The 18,875-nt window shown below is 45.0% G+C and carries 17 protein-coding genes; 10 read left to right on the top strand and 7 right to left on the bottom strand.

Annotated features, from left to right (window positions below; genetic code table 11):
* Positions 1–160: 160 nt before the first annotated feature.
* Positions 161–1,060, bottom strand: coding sequence for an NAD(P)-dependent oxidoreductase (locus K339_RS0104660; RefSeq protein ID WP_028522578.1), 900 nt, complete (start codon positions 1,058–1,060; stop codon positions 161–163).
* Positions 1,061–1,144: 84 nt separating this feature from the next.
* Here K339_RS0104660 and K339_RS0104655 point away from each other — a divergent pair, with 84 nt between their 5' ends.
* Positions 1,145–2,890, top strand: a complete 1,746-nt coding sequence (locus K339_RS0104655; RefSeq protein WP_028522577.1) for a DUF885 family protein — start codon at positions 1,145–1,147, stop codon at positions 2,888–2,890.
* A gap of 107 nt (positions 2,891–2,997) precedes the next feature.
* Here K339_RS0104655 and K339_RS0104650 read toward each other — a convergent pair whose 3' ends face one another.
* Both K339_RS0104650 and K339_RS0104645 read right to left on the bottom strand, forming a co-directional pair.
* Complete coding sequence (locus tag K339_RS0104650; protein ID WP_028522576.1) at positions 2,998–4,020, bottom strand: glycoside hydrolase family 43 protein; 1,023 nt, start codon at positions 4,018–4,020, stop codon at positions 2,998–3,000.
* Between the two features lie 141 nt (positions 4,021–4,161).
* Positions 4,162–5,466 carry a Gfo/Idh/MocA family protein gene (locus tag K339_RS0104645; protein ID WP_028522575.1) on the bottom strand — a complete coding sequence of 435 codons (1,305 nt, stop codon included), beginning with the start codon at positions 5,464–5,466 and terminating at the stop codon, positions 4,162–4,164.
* A gap of 212 nt (positions 5,467–5,678) precedes the next feature.
* Here K339_RS0104645 and K339_RS0104640 point away from each other — a divergent pair, with 212 nt between their 5' ends.
* The 4 genes from K339_RS0104640 to K339_RS0104625 all read left to right on the top strand — a co-directional run bounded on the left by K339_RS0104640 (position 5,679) and on the right by K339_RS0104625 (position 10,711).
* A complete protein-coding gene (locus tag K339_RS0104640) occupies positions 5,679–6,950 on the top strand; it encodes an AAA family ATPase (protein WP_229598693.1) in 1,272 nt (423 codons plus the stop codon).
* A gap of 3 nt (positions 6,951–6,953) precedes the next feature.
* Entirely contained in the window at positions 6,954–7,646 is a 693-nt protein-coding gene (locus K339_RS0104635; RefSeq protein ID WP_028522573.1) for an RloB family protein, read from the top strand.
* A gap of 36 nt (positions 7,647–7,682) precedes the next feature.
* On the top strand, positions 7,683–9,557 hold the full coding sequence (locus tag K339_RS0104630) for an ABC-F family ATP-binding cassette domain-containing protein (protein ID WP_028522572.1): 1,875 nt from the start codon (positions 7,683–7,685) through the stop codon (positions 9,555–9,557).
* A gap of 98 nt (positions 9,558–9,655) precedes the next feature.
* On the top strand, positions 9,656–10,711 hold the full coding sequence (locus tag K339_RS0104625) for a hypothetical protein (RefSeq protein ID WP_028522571.1): 1,056 nt from the start codon (positions 9,656–9,658) through the stop codon (positions 10,709–10,711).
* A 12-nt stretch (positions 10,712–10,723) separates the two neighbouring features.
* Here the strand turns inward: K339_RS0104625 and K339_RS0104620 are convergent, their stop codons facing one another.
* Complete coding sequence (locus tag K339_RS0104620) at positions 10,724–11,149, bottom strand: hypothetical protein (protein WP_037299213.1); 426 nt, start codon at positions 11,147–11,149, stop codon at positions 10,724–10,726.
* Positions 11,150–11,451: 302 nt separating this feature from the next.
* Here K339_RS0104620 and K339_RS32540 point away from each other — a divergent pair, with 302 nt between their 5' ends.
* Positions 11,452–12,153: a class I SAM-dependent methyltransferase gene (locus K339_RS32540; protein ID WP_051397803.1), complete on the top strand. Its 702-nt coding sequence runs from the start codon at positions 11,452–11,454 to the stop codon at positions 12,151–12,153.
* An 81-nt stretch (positions 12,154–12,234) separates the two neighbouring features.
* Here K339_RS32540 and K339_RS0104610 read toward each other — a convergent pair whose 3' ends face one another.
* From K339_RS0104610 to K339_RS0104600, 3 genes are all read right to left on the bottom strand, one after another.
* On the bottom strand, positions 12,235–13,125 hold the full coding sequence (locus tag K339_RS0104610) for a hydroxypyruvate isomerase family protein (RefSeq protein ID WP_028522569.1): 891 nt from the start codon (positions 13,123–13,125) through the stop codon (positions 12,235–12,237).
* 139 nt (positions 13,126–13,264) lie between these two features.
* A complete protein-coding gene (locus tag K339_RS0104605) occupies positions 13,265–13,705 on the bottom strand; it encodes a carboxymuconolactone decarboxylase family protein (RefSeq protein ID WP_028522568.1) in 441 nt (146 codons plus the stop codon).
* A 111-nt stretch (positions 13,706–13,816) separates the two neighbouring features.
* Positions 13,817–14,794, bottom strand: coding sequence for a polyprenyl synthetase family protein (locus tag K339_RS0104600; RefSeq protein WP_028522567.1), 978 nt, complete (start codon positions 14,792–14,794; stop codon positions 13,817–13,819).
* 161 nt (positions 14,795–14,955) lie between these two features.
* On the opposite strand from K339_RS0104600, the gene K339_RS0104590 reads away from it, so the two are divergent.
* The 4 genes from K339_RS0104590 to K339_RS32535 all read left to right on the top strand — a co-directional run bounded on the left by K339_RS0104590 (position 14,956) and on the right by K339_RS32535 (position 18,730).
* Complete coding sequence (locus tag K339_RS0104590; RefSeq protein WP_028522566.1) at positions 14,956–16,290, top strand: D-alanyl-D-alanine carboxypeptidase/D-alanyl-D-alanine-endopeptidase; 1,335 nt, start codon at positions 14,956–14,958, stop codon at positions 16,288–16,290.
* A gap of 14 nt (positions 16,291–16,304) precedes the next feature.
* The gene (locus K339_RS0104585; protein ID WP_028522565.1) at positions 16,305–17,495 is read left to right on the top strand and encodes a DUF2252 domain-containing protein; all 1,191 of its coding nucleotides are present in this window, start codon (positions 16,305–16,307) and stop codon (positions 17,493–17,495) included.
* Positions 17,492–18,058 (top strand): Crp/Fnr family transcriptional regulator, encoded by a 567-nt coding sequence (locus K339_RS0104580; protein WP_028522564.1) that lies wholly within the window; start codon positions 17,492–17,494, stop codon positions 18,056–18,058. The genes K339_RS0104585 and K339_RS0104580 overlap by 4 nt, the downstream gene beginning before the upstream one ends.
* A 69-nt stretch (positions 18,059–18,127) precedes the next feature.
* Positions 18,128–18,730, top strand: coding sequence for a hypothetical protein (locus tag K339_RS32535; protein ID WP_051397800.1), 603 nt, complete (start codon positions 18,128–18,130; stop codon positions 18,728–18,730).
* The last annotated feature ends 145 nt before the right edge of the window (positions 18,731–18,875 follow it).

Below are 18,875 nucleotides of genomic sequence, written 5' to 3'. Positions count from 1 at the left end.
AACATAACCTCAGTATCTGAGTACCAGTGAGTAATCGGTTTAACTCCTTCATTGCCAAATATTATTTTGAAAAAGTAAATCTACAATGAGTAACCGCAGGCACGGGCACTGCCCTCGAACTGTGCTTCGGAGGCAACAAGGCCCAGCGTCTCCGACGCAACTACCCCAAATAAGACCTCAAATTCGCAATTACTTTCTGCGTTAAACGCACCTTTGACTCCTCCGTAAAACCCGCAGAACGAGGGTACAACAAGACATTCTTCATTGCCGAAAATGCTTCATAATGTTTTCCTGCTCCATCTGAATCCAAGATGGCAAAAGATGTCAGGTCGTTTTGAAGCCAAGCCGTAAAGGCATTTACGTCAAACGTAGGCCCTAGCGAAGTATTGATGAGAATAGAGTTAGGTTTTTTGACCAAAAACTCTCGTTCTCCCAACAAAATCGTGTGTTTAGGTAAATGCGTCGTGACCACGTCGCAGGTAGCTAATAGTTCATGAAGAGGTAAAAAATGAATCCCGTTTTGTTCGGCTTCGGGTTTCGGTTGTCGCCCAAAATAGTACACCGTCATGCCAAAGTGCAGGGCTGTTTTGGCGACCATCATTCCTAACGTTCCCAGTCCAATCACCCCCAAGGTTTTCCCTCCCAGCTCCACGGGCTGAGGTTTCCATTGGTGCGGGTCAAAACCTTTAAAGAGCTGAATAAGCTGCGCAAAAATGTATTCAACAACGCCCTCGTCCCCATAATCACGCACTCCCAATACCTTAATTCCTAACTCACGCGCTTTACCAATGTCAACGTTGGCCGACGCTTCACTGTACAAACTACAACACATTCCGATGTATTTGAGCGAGGGCGCAGCGGCAATTACTTGAGCCGAAACAGGGGTTTGCCAACTAACCAGCACACAATCACTTTGCCCAATTCGAGCTAACGTTTCTTCGTCAGAGGTCGGGACGTCGTAGTAACGAAGCAGAGGTTGGCGGGAAAAAGTAGCAATTTCTTGAATGCCTTCTTCAGTAAGGCGGCAGGAATCAATGAGGGTAATTTGGTCAAATAACATCCCAAAAGCTTTTTGTGCGAAGGTGCAATAGTATGAAGAATTTGGCCTAAATTCACACATTCATTTACAAACTCTCCCTTTTCTATGCTCCAACTTAGACCTATGTTGCTGAGTGCGTCGTTGTTGCTAAGTACCAGCGCAATCGTACTGGCACAACCTGCTCCGCTTTCTTCTTTGTACAAACAAACGAGTGATGTGCATCATTTGATGGCCAATTACGCCGCCGACCGAGGAAGTCTAATCCGTTTTTACGTCATCGAAAACTCTCCCGAGCGCCGACAACGCCTCGAACGGCTTTCGACCGATTACCTTCAGCAACTGAAAAAACTGGATTTTGATAAACTTCCCGTTGATAGTCAGGTTGATTACTTATTATTTCAGCGCAATTTGCAGGTGGATTTACGTGAACTGGCCAAAGAAGCCAACGAAGTTTCGCAGACCCAAGCGTGGTTTCCGTTTGCCGACCGTATTTATGCAATGGAAAAATCGCGTCGCCGTGGGACGTCGGTGGAGGGTGAAAAAATAGCTGTTGAGCTAAATGCTTTAGCGCGTGAGGTAGCAGAAGCCCGAAAAATGGTTGAAAAACTTGATAAGATTGACCCAATTTTGGCCGACCGAGCATCAGGAACGGCTACGGGGCTAAAATCGGCTATGAAAAGTGTGTTTGAGTTTTACAATGCCTACGACCCTGATTTCACGTGGTGGGTGCCGCAGCCGTATCAAAAACTTGATAGTGCGCTGACGTCGTATGCCTCGTTTTTTGCCAAAAAAGCTAAAGTGGCTGCTCCCACAAAAGACGACGGAAGTGGTATCAATGGGGTGGCCGTGGGGCGGGATGAACTTATCCGACAGCTCGAATTTGAATTTATTTCCTACACTCCCGAAGAACTCATTGACATTGCCAACAAAGAATTTGCGTGGTGCGACCGCGAATTGTTAAAAGCATCTCGCGAAATGGGTTTTGGGGATGATTGGAAAAAAGCACAAGAGAAAGTGAAAAACTCCATGGTACCCGTGGGTGAACAACCTGCCATGATTTTGCGGCTTTACAACGAGTCGGTCGATTTTCTTAAAAAGAATGATTTAATTACCATTCCGCCAATTGCGGAAGAAACGTGGCGGATGGCGATGATGTCGGCCGAGCGCCAGAAGTTTAGTCCGTTCTTTTTGGGTGGAGAAACGATTCTGATTTCGTACCCCACGGCGGCAATGTCGCACGAAGATAAATTGATGAGTATGCGGGGAAATAACCCTCATTTTTCGCGGGCAACTGTTCACCACGAACTGATTGCGGGACACCACTTACAAGGATTTATGAACAACCGTTACAAAACGTACCGTCGTTTCCGTACGCCGTTTTGGACCGAAGGCTGGGCGTTGTATTGGGAAATGATTTTGTGGGATATGAACTTCCCGCAGTCGCCCGAAGACCGCGTAGGGATGTTGTTCTGGCGAATGCACCGTTGCGCTCGGATTATTTTCTCGCTCAATTACCACTTAGGAAAATGGACGCCGCAGCAATGTATTGATTTCTTGGTGGATCGGGTAGGGCATGAACGTGCCAATGCGGAGGGAGAGGTGCGCCGCTCGTTTGTAGGTGGGTATGAGCCTTTGTATCAGTTGGCGTATATGACGGGAGCGTTTCAGTTTTACGCCCTCAAAAAGGAGCTGGTTGATACCAAAAAGATGACCTATAAGCAGTTTCACGATACCATTATGCAGCAAAATTCGTTGCCCGTGGACATGGTACGCGCTGTGATGATTAATAAAAAGCTTTCGCCCGATTACAAGTCCTCGTGGAAGTTTTATGTGCCTCCTGTGATGAAGTAGAGGCTATCTGTTTACCACATAGTGCACATTAGTTTTTCACATCAGGAATCATAGCCTTCTATGTTTACTATGTGACAAATTCTAAAGTGTACTATGTGGTAAAAATATTACTTCGGCGCAGTCATCTCTTGGTCAGTCGAAACAGGCGAACCAAAGGAAGGCGTGCCGTCTTTCAAAAACGTAAACGACTGAATACGAGGCGAGCGTTTACCCCCGCACCCTTGACCTGCCTCGCTGTTGGCGTGATAAAGAATCCAGTTCTGACGCCCATCAGGCGATTTGAAAAAGCTGTTATGGCCAGCTGCGTGCGTACCTTTGGTATTTTCGGCCCAAAACACAGGGTTCGGGTGCTTTTTCCAAGAAGCTACTTTCATCAAATCATCGTTGGGTGAAGCGTAAATCATCCCCAACGAATAGAAATCTGTCCAGCAACCACTGGCCGAAAAGATAATGTTAACACGGCCATTGGGGCTTTTCAAAAACTGAGGGCCTTCATTGACCAACACCAACGGTTTGTCGTCGGGGCCAGGGCGGCTGATGGTGCCGTGCTTTTCCCACGAAAACTGAGGTTCAGAGATTTTGATTCGTTCCCCCACGCAGGTCCACGGGTTGCTCATTTTGCATAAATAAATCGACTGTTGCCCGTTTTCGTCGCCTTCCCATCCTGACCAAGTGAGGTAAAATTGTCCCTTATGTTCAAAAACCGACCCATCAATCGCCCATTTATCTTGGGGCGTTTTGAGCTGTCCTTTCATTTCCCAACTTCCTTGGGTGGGGTCAGCGGAGGCATTTTCTAGTACAAACAAGCGGTGGTTGCGGTTATGACCATCGTCGGCAGCGAAATAGATGTACCATTTGCCTTGCAAAAAATGTAACTCAGGCGCCCAAATTTCCTTAGAATAAGGCCCCGTTGCAGGTGGCGTCCACACGACTTTTGGACTAGCAGAAGCCAGCTCCGTTAAGGTTTTTACTTTCCAGATACTCAGATTTTTGCCCGTAGTGTGCATGTAATAATAATACCCATCTTTGTAAATTGACCACGGGTCAGCCCCTGCGGGTAACAAAGGATTTTTGAACGTTTGGGCGTGAATAAGGAAAGGAAAAAGTACTAAAAATATGATTTTTTTCATTGGATAAAATGCGCTGATTTTGTTGAAATTTGCTGTTTTTTGGAACACGGATGACACAGATTGGACGGATATTTACGGATTTTGGATGAACTCACGCTCACCTAAAATTCGACATTCTACCCTCTACCTTCGACATTCCCTCTATACTCTTGGGTATTCCCAACCCTTGCGGTAGGGGCGTTCGAGGAGTTTATTGGCTTCGGGGTCGTTTTTGATGAGCCCTTTTTCCCCGTCCCACTCAATACTTCGTCCCGCTTTCATTGAAAGCATTCCTAACAAAGCCATATTAGAAGAGCGGTAGCCAATTTCAATGTCGCATACCGACGGTTGATTTTTCTCAATCGACATCAAAAAATCCGCCCAAAGATTGGCGATATTTTGCTGGTCAGGCATGTCGAGTTTGGCATCTTCGTGGATGATGGGCTTTTTAGAATCGGTCGGGTAAAACGTCCAGCCGTCGAGCCAGCCCATGTGGAAAGTACCTTCTGTTCCGTAAAAATAACAGCCTACGGCCTGTTGTGGGTGGGTTTTCTCGGCGTTGTTTCCCGCAAACTGACGGTGTTCCCAAGTGGCCGTAAAATTTTCAAATTCATACACGGCTACTTGGTGGTCAGGAGCGTCGGTATTGTCGGTTTTGATGGCGCGTCCACCCGTCGAAAACACCTTCCTAGGATATTTTTCTTCCATAATCCAAAGTAACTGGTCGAGCCAGTGAATGCCCCAATCGCCGAGCGTTCCGTTGGCATAATCCAAGTATTGACGAAATCCTCGCGGGTGAATCTTGGTATTAAACGGTCGTAACGGCGCGGGGCCACACCACATATCCCAATCCAACCCTTGGGGTGTTTCTGAGTCGGGCGTTACTTGGCCTGGGCCGCCGCCGTAGTGAACAAACGTCCGAATCATTCCGATTTTGCCCACTTTCCCCGAGCGGATAAAGTCGCGACCAGATAAGTTGTGGGGCGATACCCGACGGTGGGTTCCTACTTGCACAATCTTGCCTGTTTTTCGAGCAGCGGCTACCATGGCTTTGCCTTCGTTGATGGTATGGCTAATCGGCTTTTCCACATACACGTGCGCCCCTGCTTGCACGGCGGCGATGCAAATTAGCGGGTGCCAATGGTCGGGCGTGGCTACGATGACAATTTCGGGTTTTTCGGTCGCCAAAAGCTCACGAAAATCGCGGTAAAGTTTGGGTTTGTCACCGCTGAGTTTTTCTACTTCCGCCGCAGTTTTGGTGAGCTGACTTTGATCTACGTCGCAGAGAGCTACAATTTTGGATTGACCTGCAGCCATTGCGACGCGGAGAATATTGCCTCCCCACCAGCCTGTGCCAATGAGGGCGGTACGGTACTTGGAAGCCCGAGGTGCAGCAATGCCATAGGGCGAGAAAAGCGTGGCAGTAGCGCCTACGGCTGAACTTTGGATGAAAGTGCGACGATTCATGGAGGGAATAAAATGATTATGTGCAGATTAGAAACTATATGTTTTAAAGAAAATTAGCTGTCTGTTTTACCTTTTTGTGGAAAATTAATCAAAAATGTTTCCTATTTTATGTATTATTAAATGCTTTAAGGCGTTATTTGTGAAATAATCACAAATGTGCTACTTATATGTTGTTAGAATTTTGCGTTGCTAACTTTCGATCTTTCAAAGAAATGCAAACCCTTAGTTTGGTAGCAGCTCCAATTACTTCGAAGCGAGGCTATAAATATGTGGATACAGAAAATCTGATTTCAGTATCAGACAAGCTCAAGCTCCTGAAAAGCAAAGCGATTTATGGAGCCAATGCTAGTGGAAAAAGCAATTTAGTAAAGGCCATTTTTGCGATGGTTATGATTGTTAAGCGGTCTGTAGCAGATGAGGATATCTTGAAGAAGTTGGTTGAACCATTTCAACTCAGTATTGAAACAGAAAATGAGCCAACTTTTTTTCAATTAGTATTCTCACACAAAGGAACTCAGTACCGATACGGATTCGAAGTTTCTAACCACTCCGTTGTTTCTGAATGGCTTTTTGGTATCCCCAAACGAGTAGAAGTCCCCTTTTTCTTAAGAGAAGGGATGGATGTTGATGTTAATGAAAGGGTATTTAAAGAAGCGAAAAAATTTGAAAAATTATCAATTAAAGGGGATAACGAAATTTTTAGACCCAACTCTTTATTTTTGACTTCCGTTGCAGCTTTAGGGGGGAAAATCTCCGAAGATATTGCTGGTTTTATCAAAGGAATTGGTATTCTATCGGGTTTATTTGCACCTGAGATAAAGGATTTGATTAAAGAAATTGTGTCTGATAGCCAAAATGAGAAAGATAAAAAGAGGATTCTTGATTTCTTGAGTAGTGCTGATACTGGTATTGAAGATTTTGGTTTACTGGAGAAAAATGAAGATGATTTATCAAATGATTTACCTGAAGAGTTGAGAAGTTTATTCAAAACTGGAAAGTTTTCATTTCCTGCCTCCTTTTACTCAAAACGGAGCAAATACGATAACGAGGACAACGAAATAGGAGAGGTTCGAGAAGATTTTGATGATTGGGAATCAGAAGGTACAAAGAAAATTTTCTATCTAAGCCCCTTATTGATGAATACCTTAGATGAAGGAAAGGTACTTTTTATTGATGAATTTGATGCTCGACTTCATCCGCGTTTGACACGTAAAATTGTTGCTCTGTTTAACTCGTCTAGTTCAAATAAAAATAACGCACAGCTTATTTTTGTAACTCATGATACAGGGCTGTTGAAAGCTGATCTGTTACGGCGGGATCAAATCTGTTTTGTTGATAAAAATCGCTTTGGAGCATCAAAGTTGACAACACTTGTTGAATTTAAAGGGGTAAGAAATGATGCTAGTTTTGAAAAAGAGTATTTAGAAGGCCAATATGGAGCGGTACCTTTTTTGGGAGACTTTGAATCAATTTTTCAAAATTAACACATGCCTAAAAAAACGCGTTATATAAAGCCCAACGACCAAAACAAAAGCTGGTTCAAAAAAGTAACTACTAAGAACCCATATAGAATAGAAAGTATCGAGCCAACTAAGTCATTTTTAATAGTTTGTGAGGGGGTAAATACTGAACCTGCCTATTTTCGGTCTTTTCCTGTGGTAACTGTGACTGTAGAATGTAAAGGCGCGGGTGCTTCGCGTTTGTCGCTAGTGAGTTATGCTTTTGAACTATCAAAGCTGGCAGAAAATAAAGGGAAAGAGGTGTGGTGTGTGTTTGACTTTGATTATAAAAAAGACGTGATTGGAATAGCTCATGAATTCAATGAGGCGGTTGAGTTTGCCCAAAAAAAAGGTCTAAATGTTGCCTACTCAAATGATTCGTTTGAACTATGGTTTATCTTGCACTACCAGTTTCTAGAAACGAAACACTCTCGATTTGAATATTATACAAAACTTGATGAGTTATGGGATGTTCGTTACGAACGGGTTGGTAAAACGTACGAGTTTTGTAAAACAATATACAGTCGTTTGGAAAAAGACCCCAATGCGGATGTGTCGAAAGCTATTAAAAATGCGCGTAGGCTTTTTGAAGAAAAGGCAGATTTGCCACCTTCCCATCAAAATCCATCTACGAAGGTTTACGAATTAGTAGAAAAACTACTAAAATACCTCAAAAAGTAAAGTTGTTAATTGGGAAGACCCACATACCTTTGCGGTATGAATTACCTATCTGCAGAAAATATATCGAAGTCCTTTGGCGATAAGTGGCTGTTTAAGGGCATGACGCTGGGCTTGAGCCGAGGCGATAAAGTGGCGCTTATTGGGGCCAATGGTACGGGAAAAACAACGTTGATGACCATTTTGGCGGGACTCACTCCTCCCGATGAAGGGGTGGTGAGTGTCCGAAAAGACATCCGAGTAGGGTACCTCGACCAAGCACCCGATTTTGATGCCCAACTTCCTGTTATTGAAGTGATTTTTTCGGGCAAAAATCCCGTGGCGGCGGCGGTTAAAGAATATGAACGCGCTTTGGTGCTAGGCGATGATGCCGTGTTGGCGCGCGCCATCGAGCAAGTCGATTCGCTGGAAGCTTGGGATTTTGAGGCAAGGGTCAAAGAAATTCTGGGAAAACTAGGCATTTATGATGTTGAGGCAAAAATCGGGACACTGTCGGGTGGGCAGCGCAAGCGCGTCGCATTGGCGAAAGTGCTTATCGAAAGTCCTGACTTGGTGATTCTGGATGAGCCTACCAACCACCTCGACTTGAGCATGGTCGAGTGGCTCGAAAATTACCTCAACACTCAAAACACAACGCTCCTTTTGGTAACGCACGACCGTTACTTTTTGGATACTGTTTGTAATGTTATTGTTGAACTCGACAACGGGAATTTATATACTTACAAAGGCAATTACGCCTATTTTTTGGAGAAAAAAGCCGAGCGAGAAGCCGTAGAAGCATCCGAAATCGACAAAGCGCGCAACTTATACCGCAAAGAACTCGACTGGATTCGTCGCCAACCCAAAGCGCGCGGAACCAAAGCCAAGTACCGAGTCGATGCTTTTGAAGATACCAAAGAAAAGGCGCATCAGCGTAAATACGACAACCAAATCGAGCTGAATATCAAGTCCACTCGCTTGGGAAGTAAGATTGTGGAATTGAATAGTGTTGGTAAAAAATACGGTGATAAAACCATCATCAACAATTTTTTATATACCTTCAAAAAAGGCGACCGTATCGGGATTGTGGGGAAAAATGGCGCAGGAAAGTCAACTTTGCTCAACATGATTACGGGCGAACTTCGTCCCGACAATGGCCAAGTCGTGCGTGGAGATACGGTGCAGTTTGGCTACTATACCCAATCGGATTTGGAATACAAAGACGGTCAACGGGTCGTGGACTGGGTCAAAGACGTGGCTGAGGTGATTCGCCTTGGAACGGGGCAAACCGTGACGGCATCGCAGTACTTGCAGGCGTTTTTGTTCCCGCCCAATAAGCAAGGAACAATGATAGAAAAGTTGAGCGGGGGCGAAAAACGCCGCTTGCAGCTTTTGCGTGTGATGATGCACGAGCCTAACTTTTTGATTCTCGATGAGCCTACCAACGACCTTGACATCACGACGCTCAACGTATTGGAAGAGTTTTTGATGAATTTTCCTGGCTGTTTGGTGATTGTTTCCCATGACCGCTATTTCCTTGACCGTTTGGTTGACCACTTGTTTGTATTTGAAGACAATGGTCACATTCGCGATTTTCCAGGAAACTACACCGATTACCGCAATTTCTTGGCCGAAAACAAAGAACAAGCTGCCGCTGCCAAACAGACGGTAGCAGCCCGTCCGCAGGCGCCTTCGGCTACGCCTGTTTCGGCACCCGCCAAGCGTAAGTTGTCGTTTAAGGAACAACGTGAATTTGAGACGTTGGAAAGCGACATGGCGAAGTTGGAAAGTCAAAAATTGGATTTTGTCGAAAAAATGAACGCTGGAGTAGGCTCGCACGAAGATTTTGCCACTTGGGCCAAAGCCGTGGAGCGCATTACCGAAGAGTTGGAAGAGAAAGAAATGCGTTGGCTGGAACTGAGTGAATTTATGTAATCCTCACGCCTCAACGTACTGTATTTACGCTTCAGGCATTCTTTTTATGGGATGCGATAACAAAAAAATAGCTTTGAGGGTCTTTTCCCCTTAAAGCTATGACCTTCTTTGGAAATCTTGCCCTTTTGTTGGCACTTATTGGCTACTTCAGTCTTGCCACCATGGCTGGAAAACCCACGCCTGGCGGAGATGCGGGCGTTGGTCATGCCTTTGCTTTATTGTTTGCTTATGCCGCCGTTGCCGTTGGAATCACCATTGTTACGGCGTTGGTATTTTGGAAGGGTGGTCTTGGTTGGATTTCCGAAAAACCGTCTCTTCGCAATGCGTTGGTTGTTTTGGGGTGGATATCAGTGATGGTTTTTAGCTTTTTTGCAGCGATGAACGGCGATGGTGGCGCACCGTGGTTCATGCGTTTTTTGGGTAAATACGTCGCTGTTTGGGCTTTGCCGCCTTTATTGGCAGTGGGTTTTGTACTTGTTAACCCTTGGTTACAAAATGCCATTCCAAACGTAATTTGGCAGTGGGCACTCAAAGGAGTTGTGTTATTCTACGCCCTAAGTTGTATGGCAATGGTGGGCGAATGGCTTGTCAGCCTACCTGTTCAAGTCATTCAACGCGCTGAAACAGTAACCAACGAAGAGGCGCAACGTAAGCAACAGTTTTTAAAAGAAATAGAAAATACCGACGCTCAAACGTCGTTGGTGACGATTTTGGTATTTACCAACAAATACCAAGATACCGAAGTCAGAAATGCGGCGTTGGCTAAAATTAAGTCCAATCCACAGTGGCAACAGTACCTTGTCAGTCGCTTAGAAACTCCTTGGGCGGGCGAGGTTTTTGCTTTTTTAGCCGATAATGACGTTCCCGACAAAAGCTTGTTTTTCAGGTCAATCGAAACAGGAATCTTGGAAATGGCCAAGCAATTTGAAGATGGAATGCGCCGAACGCATACGTTTTACGATGGACAATTTTATTCCGAAACGGAAGATGTACTCGAAACCATTGCCAAATTTGAAGGCTCAGAAATAAACTACGTCCCTGCGGTTCGGAAACTGCGAGCGGCCTTGGATACGCCGCTCGAAAGCTACCAAAATCGGGCCAATTTACGGTGTATTCCTGTCTTGGATAAGTGGCTCAAAAAGCATGCGCATTAACTTTCCTTTGGGCTATTTTTTAACCCCTGCGTAGTAGAAAAAAGTACCTTGAGTATCGGTATGGCTAACTTTTAGCACCATTGAGTTTACTTCTTTTTTTCCATTAAACCACTTTCCATCTTCGTACGTCCCAATTTGTTGGTTTTGGTAGCGCAACGAAAACCCGCCTGACATGGCCACCGCCGAAATGTTTTCGAGGGTAGTGGTAGCGGTTTGGGGGATAAATGTAGTGCGCACCAAACGGTAGCTTCCATCCGAATTTTTAAGAATATCAAGACGAGGAAGCTGATTGACGTCGGTAATGGCAATGCACAATGGATCTAAGAAAGCGTTGGTTTGATATGCTCCTTCAAGCACGTTTGGGTCTTGAGTAACGGCTTCGCGCTGGCAATTTGTGAGCAGCAGCACCGCAAACAATAACAGAGATAAGTATTTCATTGGCGTATCATTAAGGGTTTTGAATACGACGCATTGACGTACAAAAAAGTTGGAACTTACGCCTTAATGACCAAAATCAACGCTTGAAAAGCATAAATCAACGCCTCAAAAAAGCAGATTTGAGTACCCCATTTCTCTCCCTTACTTTTGAACCAACAATCAGCCAAAAGGCGCCAGTTATTCAGTCAGACTAACCCACGCTTCATTCTTGATTGTGGCACATTCTAACAGCCATTAGCTTTGTTTCAAGATTTTAAAACATACTTTTTTATCCTCTAAACACTCTTTAATCAACTACAGTTATGGAAGCAAAATTTTGGTTCGACTCATGGGACAAGGGCGGTTTTTACACGAGCTTTCACCGTCGCGACATTCATCCGTTTGTTTTAACATACTTTACCCCCAGCGAATTACGCGGTAAAACTGTCCTTGTTCCTTTGTGCGGCAAAAGTCTTGACATGGTTTATCTTTCGGCTTTTGCCGACAAAGTAATCGGAGTCGAGATTGTTGAAAAAGCCATTATTGAGTTTTTTGAGGAGAATAAATTATCGTATCACCAACCAGACGAAGAGACTTACGTCGCAGGCAACATTACCCTACTTAGAAAAGATTTTATGGCGCTCACCCCCGAAGACCTCGGCCCTATCGACTGGGTGTATGACCGTGCTTCGCTCGTGGCGTTGCCGCTCGACATGCGCCAAGAATACCTGCGTGCCATCGACCGCCTCACCGACGTAGGTACTCAGTCGTTAGTAATCACACTCGAATATTTCCCGCTGATTAATTCTGCACCGTTTAGCATTACTGCCCAAGAAATGGATGACTACTATGGACTGGGTCATTTTATCAATCATGCCGAAAGCCCGTTGTTGATGCAGCACGGAATGGTACGCCGCTGGAACTTAGAGTATTTGTACGAACATGGCTTTATTTTGTCAAAACATACCAATGGTCTCGTTTTAGAGAAATCAACCCCTGTTCAACCAGTTTTTTGTCCTGCTTAGTTTGTCTTTATATACCCATTAACAACAAAAAAGCCGCCCTAGAACAAGTTTTAGGGCGGCTTTTCTAGTTATTGCGTTATACTAAACGTCGCAAATCAACACGCATTTTTTCAAAGCTTCTAGCATTCCTGCTTTGTCTTTGGCTTTTGGTACAAATTCTTGTCCGATGTATCCTTTATAACCCGACGCCACAATCGCCTTCACAATGGCAGGGTAATAAATCTCTTGGGTATCGTCGATTTCGTTACGGCCAGGGTGCCCACCTGTATGGTAATGGCTGATGTATTTGCCATAACGCTGAACATTGCGAATATGATCACCGCTCATGCTCTGCATGTGGTAAATGTCGTACAAGAGTTTGAATTTTTCCGACCCTACCATTTCGCACAAAACTGCGCCCCATTCTACATTGTCGGCTTGATAGTCAGGGTGACTAGCGCGCGAACTCAACAGCTCCATCGTCAGGGTTACGTTGTATTTTTCGGCCAACGGAATCAGGCGTTTAAGCCCTTTTTGGCAATTGAGCAATCCCTGATAATCGCCCAAACCACGGCGGTTTCCTGAGAAACAAATTACGTTGGTGATTCCGTACTCTTGGGCTTGGGGCAACAATTCTTCGTAGCATTTTACGATGATGTCGTGATTTTTAGGGTCGTTTAAAAAACTACCTAAGCCCGTTTTTTCAGGCCAAGGATCGGCCCATCCCAAGGCAGAGGTCAAGCCGTAGTTTTTCATAATCGCCCACTCTTTTGGCCCTGTTAGCTCAATCGACTCAATGCCCATGTCTTTACTGGCTTGGCAAAGTTCTTCGAAAGGGATAGAGGCGTAGCACCAGCGACTAACTGAGTGCTTGATATTTCCTTTGAGTTTAAGGGGGGCATGCGCTTCAGCAGAATCGACAATAGCAGGAATCGTAGCCGCCGAAGCTCCTAAGGTTTTGAGGGCATCGCGGCGAGAAAGGTTTGATTTCATTTGATACAATGGTAAGTGTTGACTGTCCATTTATTTACATCCTACAAAAGTCCCTTTCCCTGCTAAATTACTGCTAAAGTAGCACATTACCTTTCAACCCATTTGCTGTCAGGCCGTTGTCAAATAAAATGACTATTGGCTATTTGGCGACAGGAAGCTGAGTACTGATGGCAATTCGATTCCAAGAATTGATAACGACCGACACCATGATAAGTTGGGCGATACTTTTTTCGTCGTAATACTTTTGGGCATTTTGGTAAGTAGCCTCTGTCAAGCCTCCTTGGTGAATCAGCGTGATGTCTTCGACAACGGCCAATGCGGCTTTTTCTTCTTCCGAAAAAAGGTCAGTTTCTTTCCAGGCATCCAATAACAGTAATCGTTTGGCAGTTTCACCGTTTTTTAGGGCGCTGGTAGCGTGCATGTCGATACAGAAAGCACATTGGTTGAGCTGCGAAGCTCTTACTTTCATTAATTCTTTGGTCGTAAGCGGAATGTTGGTGTTTGCTAGGGTAGTTTCAACTCCGTACATGGCTTTCCACGCTTCGGGAAAGGCAGTTTGAATCTTTACGCGGCTGCTCATTTTTGTTTTTGTTTAGTTTTTAATGACTTCACAAAGGTGGCGTATGAGCACGAAAAAAACTTAAACTGGTTTAAGAAATGCTTTTTTGACCGCTTGTGAGGCAAATACACATCAGCTTTCTCGCCCCACCAAAAAATCGGCAAAATCAAGCAAAGGCTTTTTGCGTGCTTCAGCTACGGGCAGGTTTTGCAAAACTTCAAAACCATGGGCAAAATACGCATTGGCTTTGGCTTCCGCAATTTTGTCAATTCCCAGTTGGGTATAAATATCGGTCACGGCAGCTACTTTGGTGGCGGTGTCGTACGTACCTTGTTCCTGAGTCAGCCAGTAGTGCAGTTGCTCTTTGGTTTCTCCTTCGGCCAACAAAAGGGCCTCGATGAGCATAAACGTTTTTTTGTTGGCAATGATGTCGCCGCCGACTTGTTTTCCAAATTTTTCGGGGTCACCATACACATCCAGCAAGTCATCTTTTAACTGAAAACCTAGCCCCATGCTTACGCCCGCGTCGTAGAGGGCTTGGGTGGTGGCGTCGTCGGCTCCTGCAATAATTCCGCCCAATTCCATGGCAAAGCCCAGCAAAACCGACGTTTTGAGACGAATCATTTCGATATATTCTTCCTGCGACACGTCAGTACGCGTCTCAAAGTTCATGTCAAACTGTTGCCCTTCGCACACTTCTGCCGCCGTCCGATTAAAGCGCTTAATGACTTTGGGTAAATAGGCGGGTTCTACATCCAACAAAAGTTCATAGGCATTGACCAGCATCACGTCGCCCGACAAAATGGCCGTATTGGCGTTCCATTTTTCGTGGACTGTCGGTTTGCCACGGCGCAAAGGTGCGCAGTCCATGATGTCGTCGTGCATGAGCGTAAAATTGTGAAACACTTCGACGGCCACGGCGGGTTTGAGAGTTTTCTGCCAATCATCCGTAAAAAGATGGGCAGAGAGTGTTGTCAAAAGAGGCCGTAAACGCTTGCCTCCCAAAGACATGATGTACTGAATAGGTTCGTATAATTCGATGGGGTTTGCTCCGTAGGTGGTGTTATCGACTTGCTTGCCAATGGCCTCTAAGAAAGGTTGAAACGTCATGCTATAAATAGGAATAAAAAGCTTTGAAGCCCAAAATAAGGGAACTTATATGTATAAACGGTGGCTGGCCAAAAAAGTTTTGAGGAAATTATGTAAAAACCTTTGGCAAAGTCCCCAACTTTGGCAAAGTTCGCGAACGTACCACCCACAAGCTTGATTTTATGCTACGTCCTCTACAAACCCTTTTTTTTGTCTTTATTAGCAGTTTTTTATTGACAAGTTGTGCTACTTCCCAAACCAAATCTACGGCTAAAATTAACAACGCACCGCCTGCTACCAAGTGGGGAGAACTGGTGAGTAATTCGGCGGTTTTTCGTCAAAACCATACGGGATTTGCCTTGTATGACCTCGAAAAACAAGAAACTGTGGCCGAATATCAAGCCGATCGCTATTTTACACCCGCCTCCAACACCAAGCTTTTTACGCTCTATGCGGGGCTATGTATGCTCGGAGATTCTATCCCCGCCTTGCGCTATGCTACCAAGGGCGATTCGCTGATTTTTTGGGGAACGGGCGATCCCTCTTTACTTCATCCCGATATGCCTGCCTCAAACGTTTTTGCTTTTCTGAAAAACTGGCGCGGCCATTTGTTTTATTATCCCCACAATTACACAGGCAAGCGCTTCGGGGCGGGTTGGTCGTGGGCCGATTATGGCGACTACTACCAAGCCGAAATTTCGCCTTTGCCTTTGTACGGAAACATCGTACGCTTTACCAACAACACCGTGAGCCCACGTATCTTCAAAGATAGTTTGCGCACGGCGGCTTGGTCAGAGAAATTCAAACTAACGCGCGACGAATTTGCTAATAATTTTTACTCGATGGGTTGGCCTACCAAATCTTTTACCGAAGATTTACCCTTCCGCGTTGCCAACTCCACCATGGCCTATTTGCTTTCGGATACGCTCAAAAAAGAAGTTCGATTGTTTCCCAAAACAGCCCTCGGGTCGCAGTTCAAAACACTTTACAGCTTGCCTATTGATACCCTCTACCGCCGTATGTTGCAGGTGAGCGATAACATGTTTGCGGAGCAAATTTTACTCTTATGCGCTTCCCAACTCGACCCTAACAATGAAGGCATCGACGCTACGAAAGCCATCGAACACGTCAAAAAACAATTTTTGGCCGACCTCCCCGATGAGCCTATTTGGGAAGATGGATCGGGCTTGTCGCGCTACAATTTGTTTACGCCGCGTTCGGTGGTGAAACTATTGCAAAAAATACATGCGAAAGTTCCTGAGCAAGAACGCCTCTTTGGGCTTATGGCCATTGGTGGAAAAGCGGGAACCATTCGGAGTCAGTATAAAAGCAAAACGCCTTTTGTTTTTGCCAAAACGGGTTCGTTGGCCAATACGTATTGTTTGAGTGGTTATCTTCGTACCAAAAGCGGCAAAACGCTGGTTTTTAGCCTAATGAACGGCGCTTATATCAAAAAAACGGCCGAAATTCGGGCTGAAGTAGAGCGGATTTTGACCGAAATTCACGAAAAGTACTAGACGTAATTACACTTATGACAGTCAACGAACACATAAAACAGTCGAATCAAGGGCGCAGCCCACAGTTGTTGGAACAAAAATACGAACGTATGTCGGAGGGGTTGTTTCTATTTTTTCGGGCAACTTCATCGGTTTTTTTTCAAGACTTTGCACAGCATTTTTCGACCACCGACCCGACCCACGTTTGGGGATGTGGAGATTTGCATTTGCAGAATTTTGGTACCTACAAAGCCGAAAACCGCTTGGTTTATTTTGACATTAACGATTTTGATGATGCCGCTCTTTTGCCCGTTACTTGGGAACTAGCGCGAATGCTCACGAGCATTTACATTGCGGGGGAGGAGTTGGATTTGGAATCTGAAGAAAATGAGCAAATGGCGCTCGCGTTTTTGGACAGTTATACCAAAACCCTGGTTTCGGGAAAACCCATCGACATTGAGAGGCGCATTGCCACAGGTATGTTGGCCGAGTTTTTTGATCAACTCGAAAAACGCCGTCGCAAGGATTTTATCAAAACACGTACCGTAAAAGTAGAAGGTGAACGCAAACTTAACCTCGAAAATGGGAAGGTGTTGCCTATCTCGGCGCAAAAGCGTTCGGAAATCGAAACATTGCTAACGGCTTGGCTTCAACAACACCCCAATCCGTTTTTTACCCGTATTTGTGACATCGGTGTGCGGCTCACAGGAACGGCGAGTTTGGGCTTAGAACGTTACGTGATTTTGGTCGAAAATACCAAAGAAAAACAGTATTTGCTTGATCTCAAAGAGGCAAGAGCATCCACGCTCACACCCCTTTTGCCGCTTTCGCAGCCCACTTGGCCTACTGAAGCCGCTCGGATTGTAGGTATCCAAAGTCGGGTTAATAATGTACTACCAACCTTGTTTTGTGAAATCGTAGGTCAGGGTAAATCGTTTGTATTGAAAGAACTTCAGCCTGAGCAAGACAAGCTAGATTTTCATTTGTGGGACGGCGAGCTGGAAACGCTCGAAGACCTAATCCGAACTACGGCTGTTATTGTTGCCTCGGGGCATTTACGAAGTGCAGGGCGTCAAGGTTCGTCGATTGCCGATGAGCTAATTGATTTTGCGAAGCAACCGCAGTGGCAGCAAGACCTACTCACGTTTTGCTGTGAATATCCCAACAAAGTTCATCAAGATTATTTCGCATTTTGTGAAGCGTACGAAGAAGGGTTTTTTGAATGATGTCGCCCATTATTCACTTTTTTGATGAAATAGAACGCCTTCCCGAGGAAGCCAAAGCGCTCATTGCCCAAAAAGCCAAGCTTCACCGATTTGCCAAGGGAGAAATTATTTTTCAGCAAGGCCAAGTCTGTCACAATATGTTTTTTATGGTGTCGGGCTTGGCGCGTGTTTTTCACGGAAAAGAAGACAAAGAAGTAGTCGATTGGCTGGCGATACAGGGAAATCCTTTTACGGCCATCGATAGCTTCTATGCTCGGCAGCCTAGTCGATATACGATTGAAATTTTGGAAGATTCGCAGGTGTATTCCATTGGATACGATGACTTAGAAGCGCTTTGTCGGCAGTTTCACGTCGTGGAGCGCATCGCCCGTTTGGTTACAATGGAGCAGTTTTTGATTTTACAAGAACGCGTTGACATGATTCAGTTTCAAAATGCGCAACAGCGGTACGACACCTTCCTTCGCCGTTTTCCCGACCTCAGCAACCGCCTACAACTGACGCATATTGCTTCTTATTTGGGAATTACCCTCGAAACCTTGAGCCGTATCAGGGCCAAATATTGATTTTTTGACATTTATCAAATGAAGTGTTTGGCGCTTTCCTGACTTTTGGGAGTATAAACACTCGCCACAATGGACAAGATAAAAAGCCTTCACCGAATTTCGGGAATAATCATTGCAATCTTTGCCGCAGCCCACCTTTTTAATCATGCAATGGCGTGGTATGGCATCGAAACGCACCGCGAAATAATGGAAGCCCTGCGCACCATCTACCGCCAGCCCGTTGTTGAGATAGTACTTTTGTTATGCTTTGGGTTTCAAGTATATAGCGGTATCAGGCAAGCGATGGCTCTTAGAAAAGTACCTCATTTGAGTTTAAACGACCGTTTGCAAATGTTTGCTGGTTGGGCTTTTGCATTTTTTATTGTCCAACATATTGGGGCAGTAGTTGGGCAGCGTCTCTACTTTGGTACCGACACCGACTTCTATTTTGCGGCTCGGGTAGTCTTAGAAGCACCTTTTAAATATTACTTTGTCCCCTATTATTTCTTGGGAATCATGGCGTTGGGCATCCACGTAGCAGCTACGCACCGTAAAAAAATCGCTGGAATGGTGAGCGATAAGCAAGCTAAGTTTCATGCTTTAGTCATCACTGCCTTGGCTTTTTTTACTGCAATGCTGATTTTGTATGTTTTTATGGGAGGGCGTTATGTGATTGTGATGCCGAAAGTTTAGGAAGGCTTAGAAGAAATAAAATTGCCGATTTTCGTAGCCCGCAGCATTTCTGTTAAAACACATAGAGCACAGTAGAATAAACACATAGTAAACATAGACGACAGCCGTATTGGTACTTCGATTTGTTTTCTATGTGAAACCTCTA

Source organism: Runella limosa DSM 17973, assembly GCF_000482465.1.
In the GTDB taxonomy this organism is placed as follows: domain Bacteria; phylum Bacteroidota; class Bacteroidia; order Cytophagales; family Spirosomataceae; genus Runella; species Runella limosa.
Note: the sequence above shows the minus strand (reverse complement) of the source record. Positions and strands in the feature narration are given on the sequence as shown.

What these genes read in the sequence shown, in the direction of transcription:
- K339_RS0104660 (WP_028522578.1), bottom strand. Translation starts at nt 1,060, where the DNA reads ATGTTATTTGACCAAATTACCCTCATTGATTCCTGCCGCCTTACTGAA.
- K339_RS0104655 (WP_028522577.1), top strand. Translation starts at nt 1,145, where the DNA reads ATGCTCCAACTTAGACCTATGTTGCTGAGTGCGTCGTTGTTGCTAAGT.
- K339_RS0104650 (WP_028522576.1), bottom strand. Translation starts at nt 4,020, where the DNA reads ATGAAAAAAATCATATTTTTAGTACTTTTTCCTTTCCTTATTCACGCC.
- K339_RS0104645 (WP_028522575.1), bottom strand. Translation starts at nt 5,466, where the DNA reads ATGAATCGTCGCACTTTCATCCAAAGTTCAGCCGTAGGCGCTACTGCC.
- K339_RS0104640 (WP_229598693.1), top strand. Translation starts at nt 5,679, where the DNA reads ATGCAAACCCTTAGTTTGGTAGCAGCTCCAATTACTTCGAAGCGAGGC.
- K339_RS0104635 (WP_028522573.1), top strand. Translation starts at nt 6,954, where the DNA reads ATGCCTAAAAAAACGCGTTATATAAAGCCCAACGACCAAAACAAAAGC.
- K339_RS0104630 (WP_028522572.1), top strand. Translation starts at nt 7,683, where the DNA reads ATGAATTACCTATCTGCAGAAAATATATCGAAGTCCTTTGGCGATAAG.
- K339_RS0104625 (WP_028522571.1), top strand. Translation starts at nt 9,656, where the DNA reads ATGACCTTCTTTGGAAATCTTGCCCTTTTGTTGGCACTTATTGGCTAC.
- K339_RS0104620 (WP_037299213.1), bottom strand. Translation starts at nt 11,149, where the DNA reads ATGAAATACTTATCTCTGTTATTGTTTGCGGTGCTGCTGCTCACAAAT.
- K339_RS32540 (WP_051397803.1), top strand. Translation starts at nt 11,452, where the DNA reads ATGGAAGCAAAATTTTGGTTCGACTCATGGGACAAGGGCGGTTTTTAC.
- K339_RS0104610 (WP_028522569.1), bottom strand. Translation starts at nt 13,125, where the DNA reads ATGAAATCAAACCTTTCTCGCCGCGATGCCCTCAAAACCTTAGGAGCT.
- K339_RS0104605 (WP_028522568.1), bottom strand. Translation starts at nt 13,705, where the DNA reads ATGAGCAGCCGCGTAAAGATTCAAACTGCCTTTCCCGAAGCGTGGAAA.
- K339_RS0104600 (WP_028522567.1), bottom strand. Translation starts at nt 14,794, where the DNA reads ATGACGTTTCAACCTTTCTTAGAGGCCATTGGCAAGCAAGTCGATAAC.
- K339_RS0104590 (WP_028522566.1), top strand. Translation starts at nt 14,956, where the DNA reads ATGCTACGTCCTCTACAAACCCTTTTTTTTGTCTTTATTAGCAGTTTT.
- K339_RS0104585 (WP_028522565.1), top strand. Translation starts at nt 16,305, where the DNA reads ATGACAGTCAACGAACACATAAAACAGTCGAATCAAGGGCGCAGCCCA.
- K339_RS0104580 (WP_028522564.1), top strand. Translation starts at nt 17,492, where the DNA reads ATGATGTCGCCCATTATTCACTTTTTTGATGAAATAGAACGCCTTCCC.
- K339_RS32535 (WP_051397800.1), top strand. Translation starts at nt 18,128, where the DNA reads ATGGACAAGATAAAAAGCCTTCACCGAATTTCGGGAATAATCATTGCA.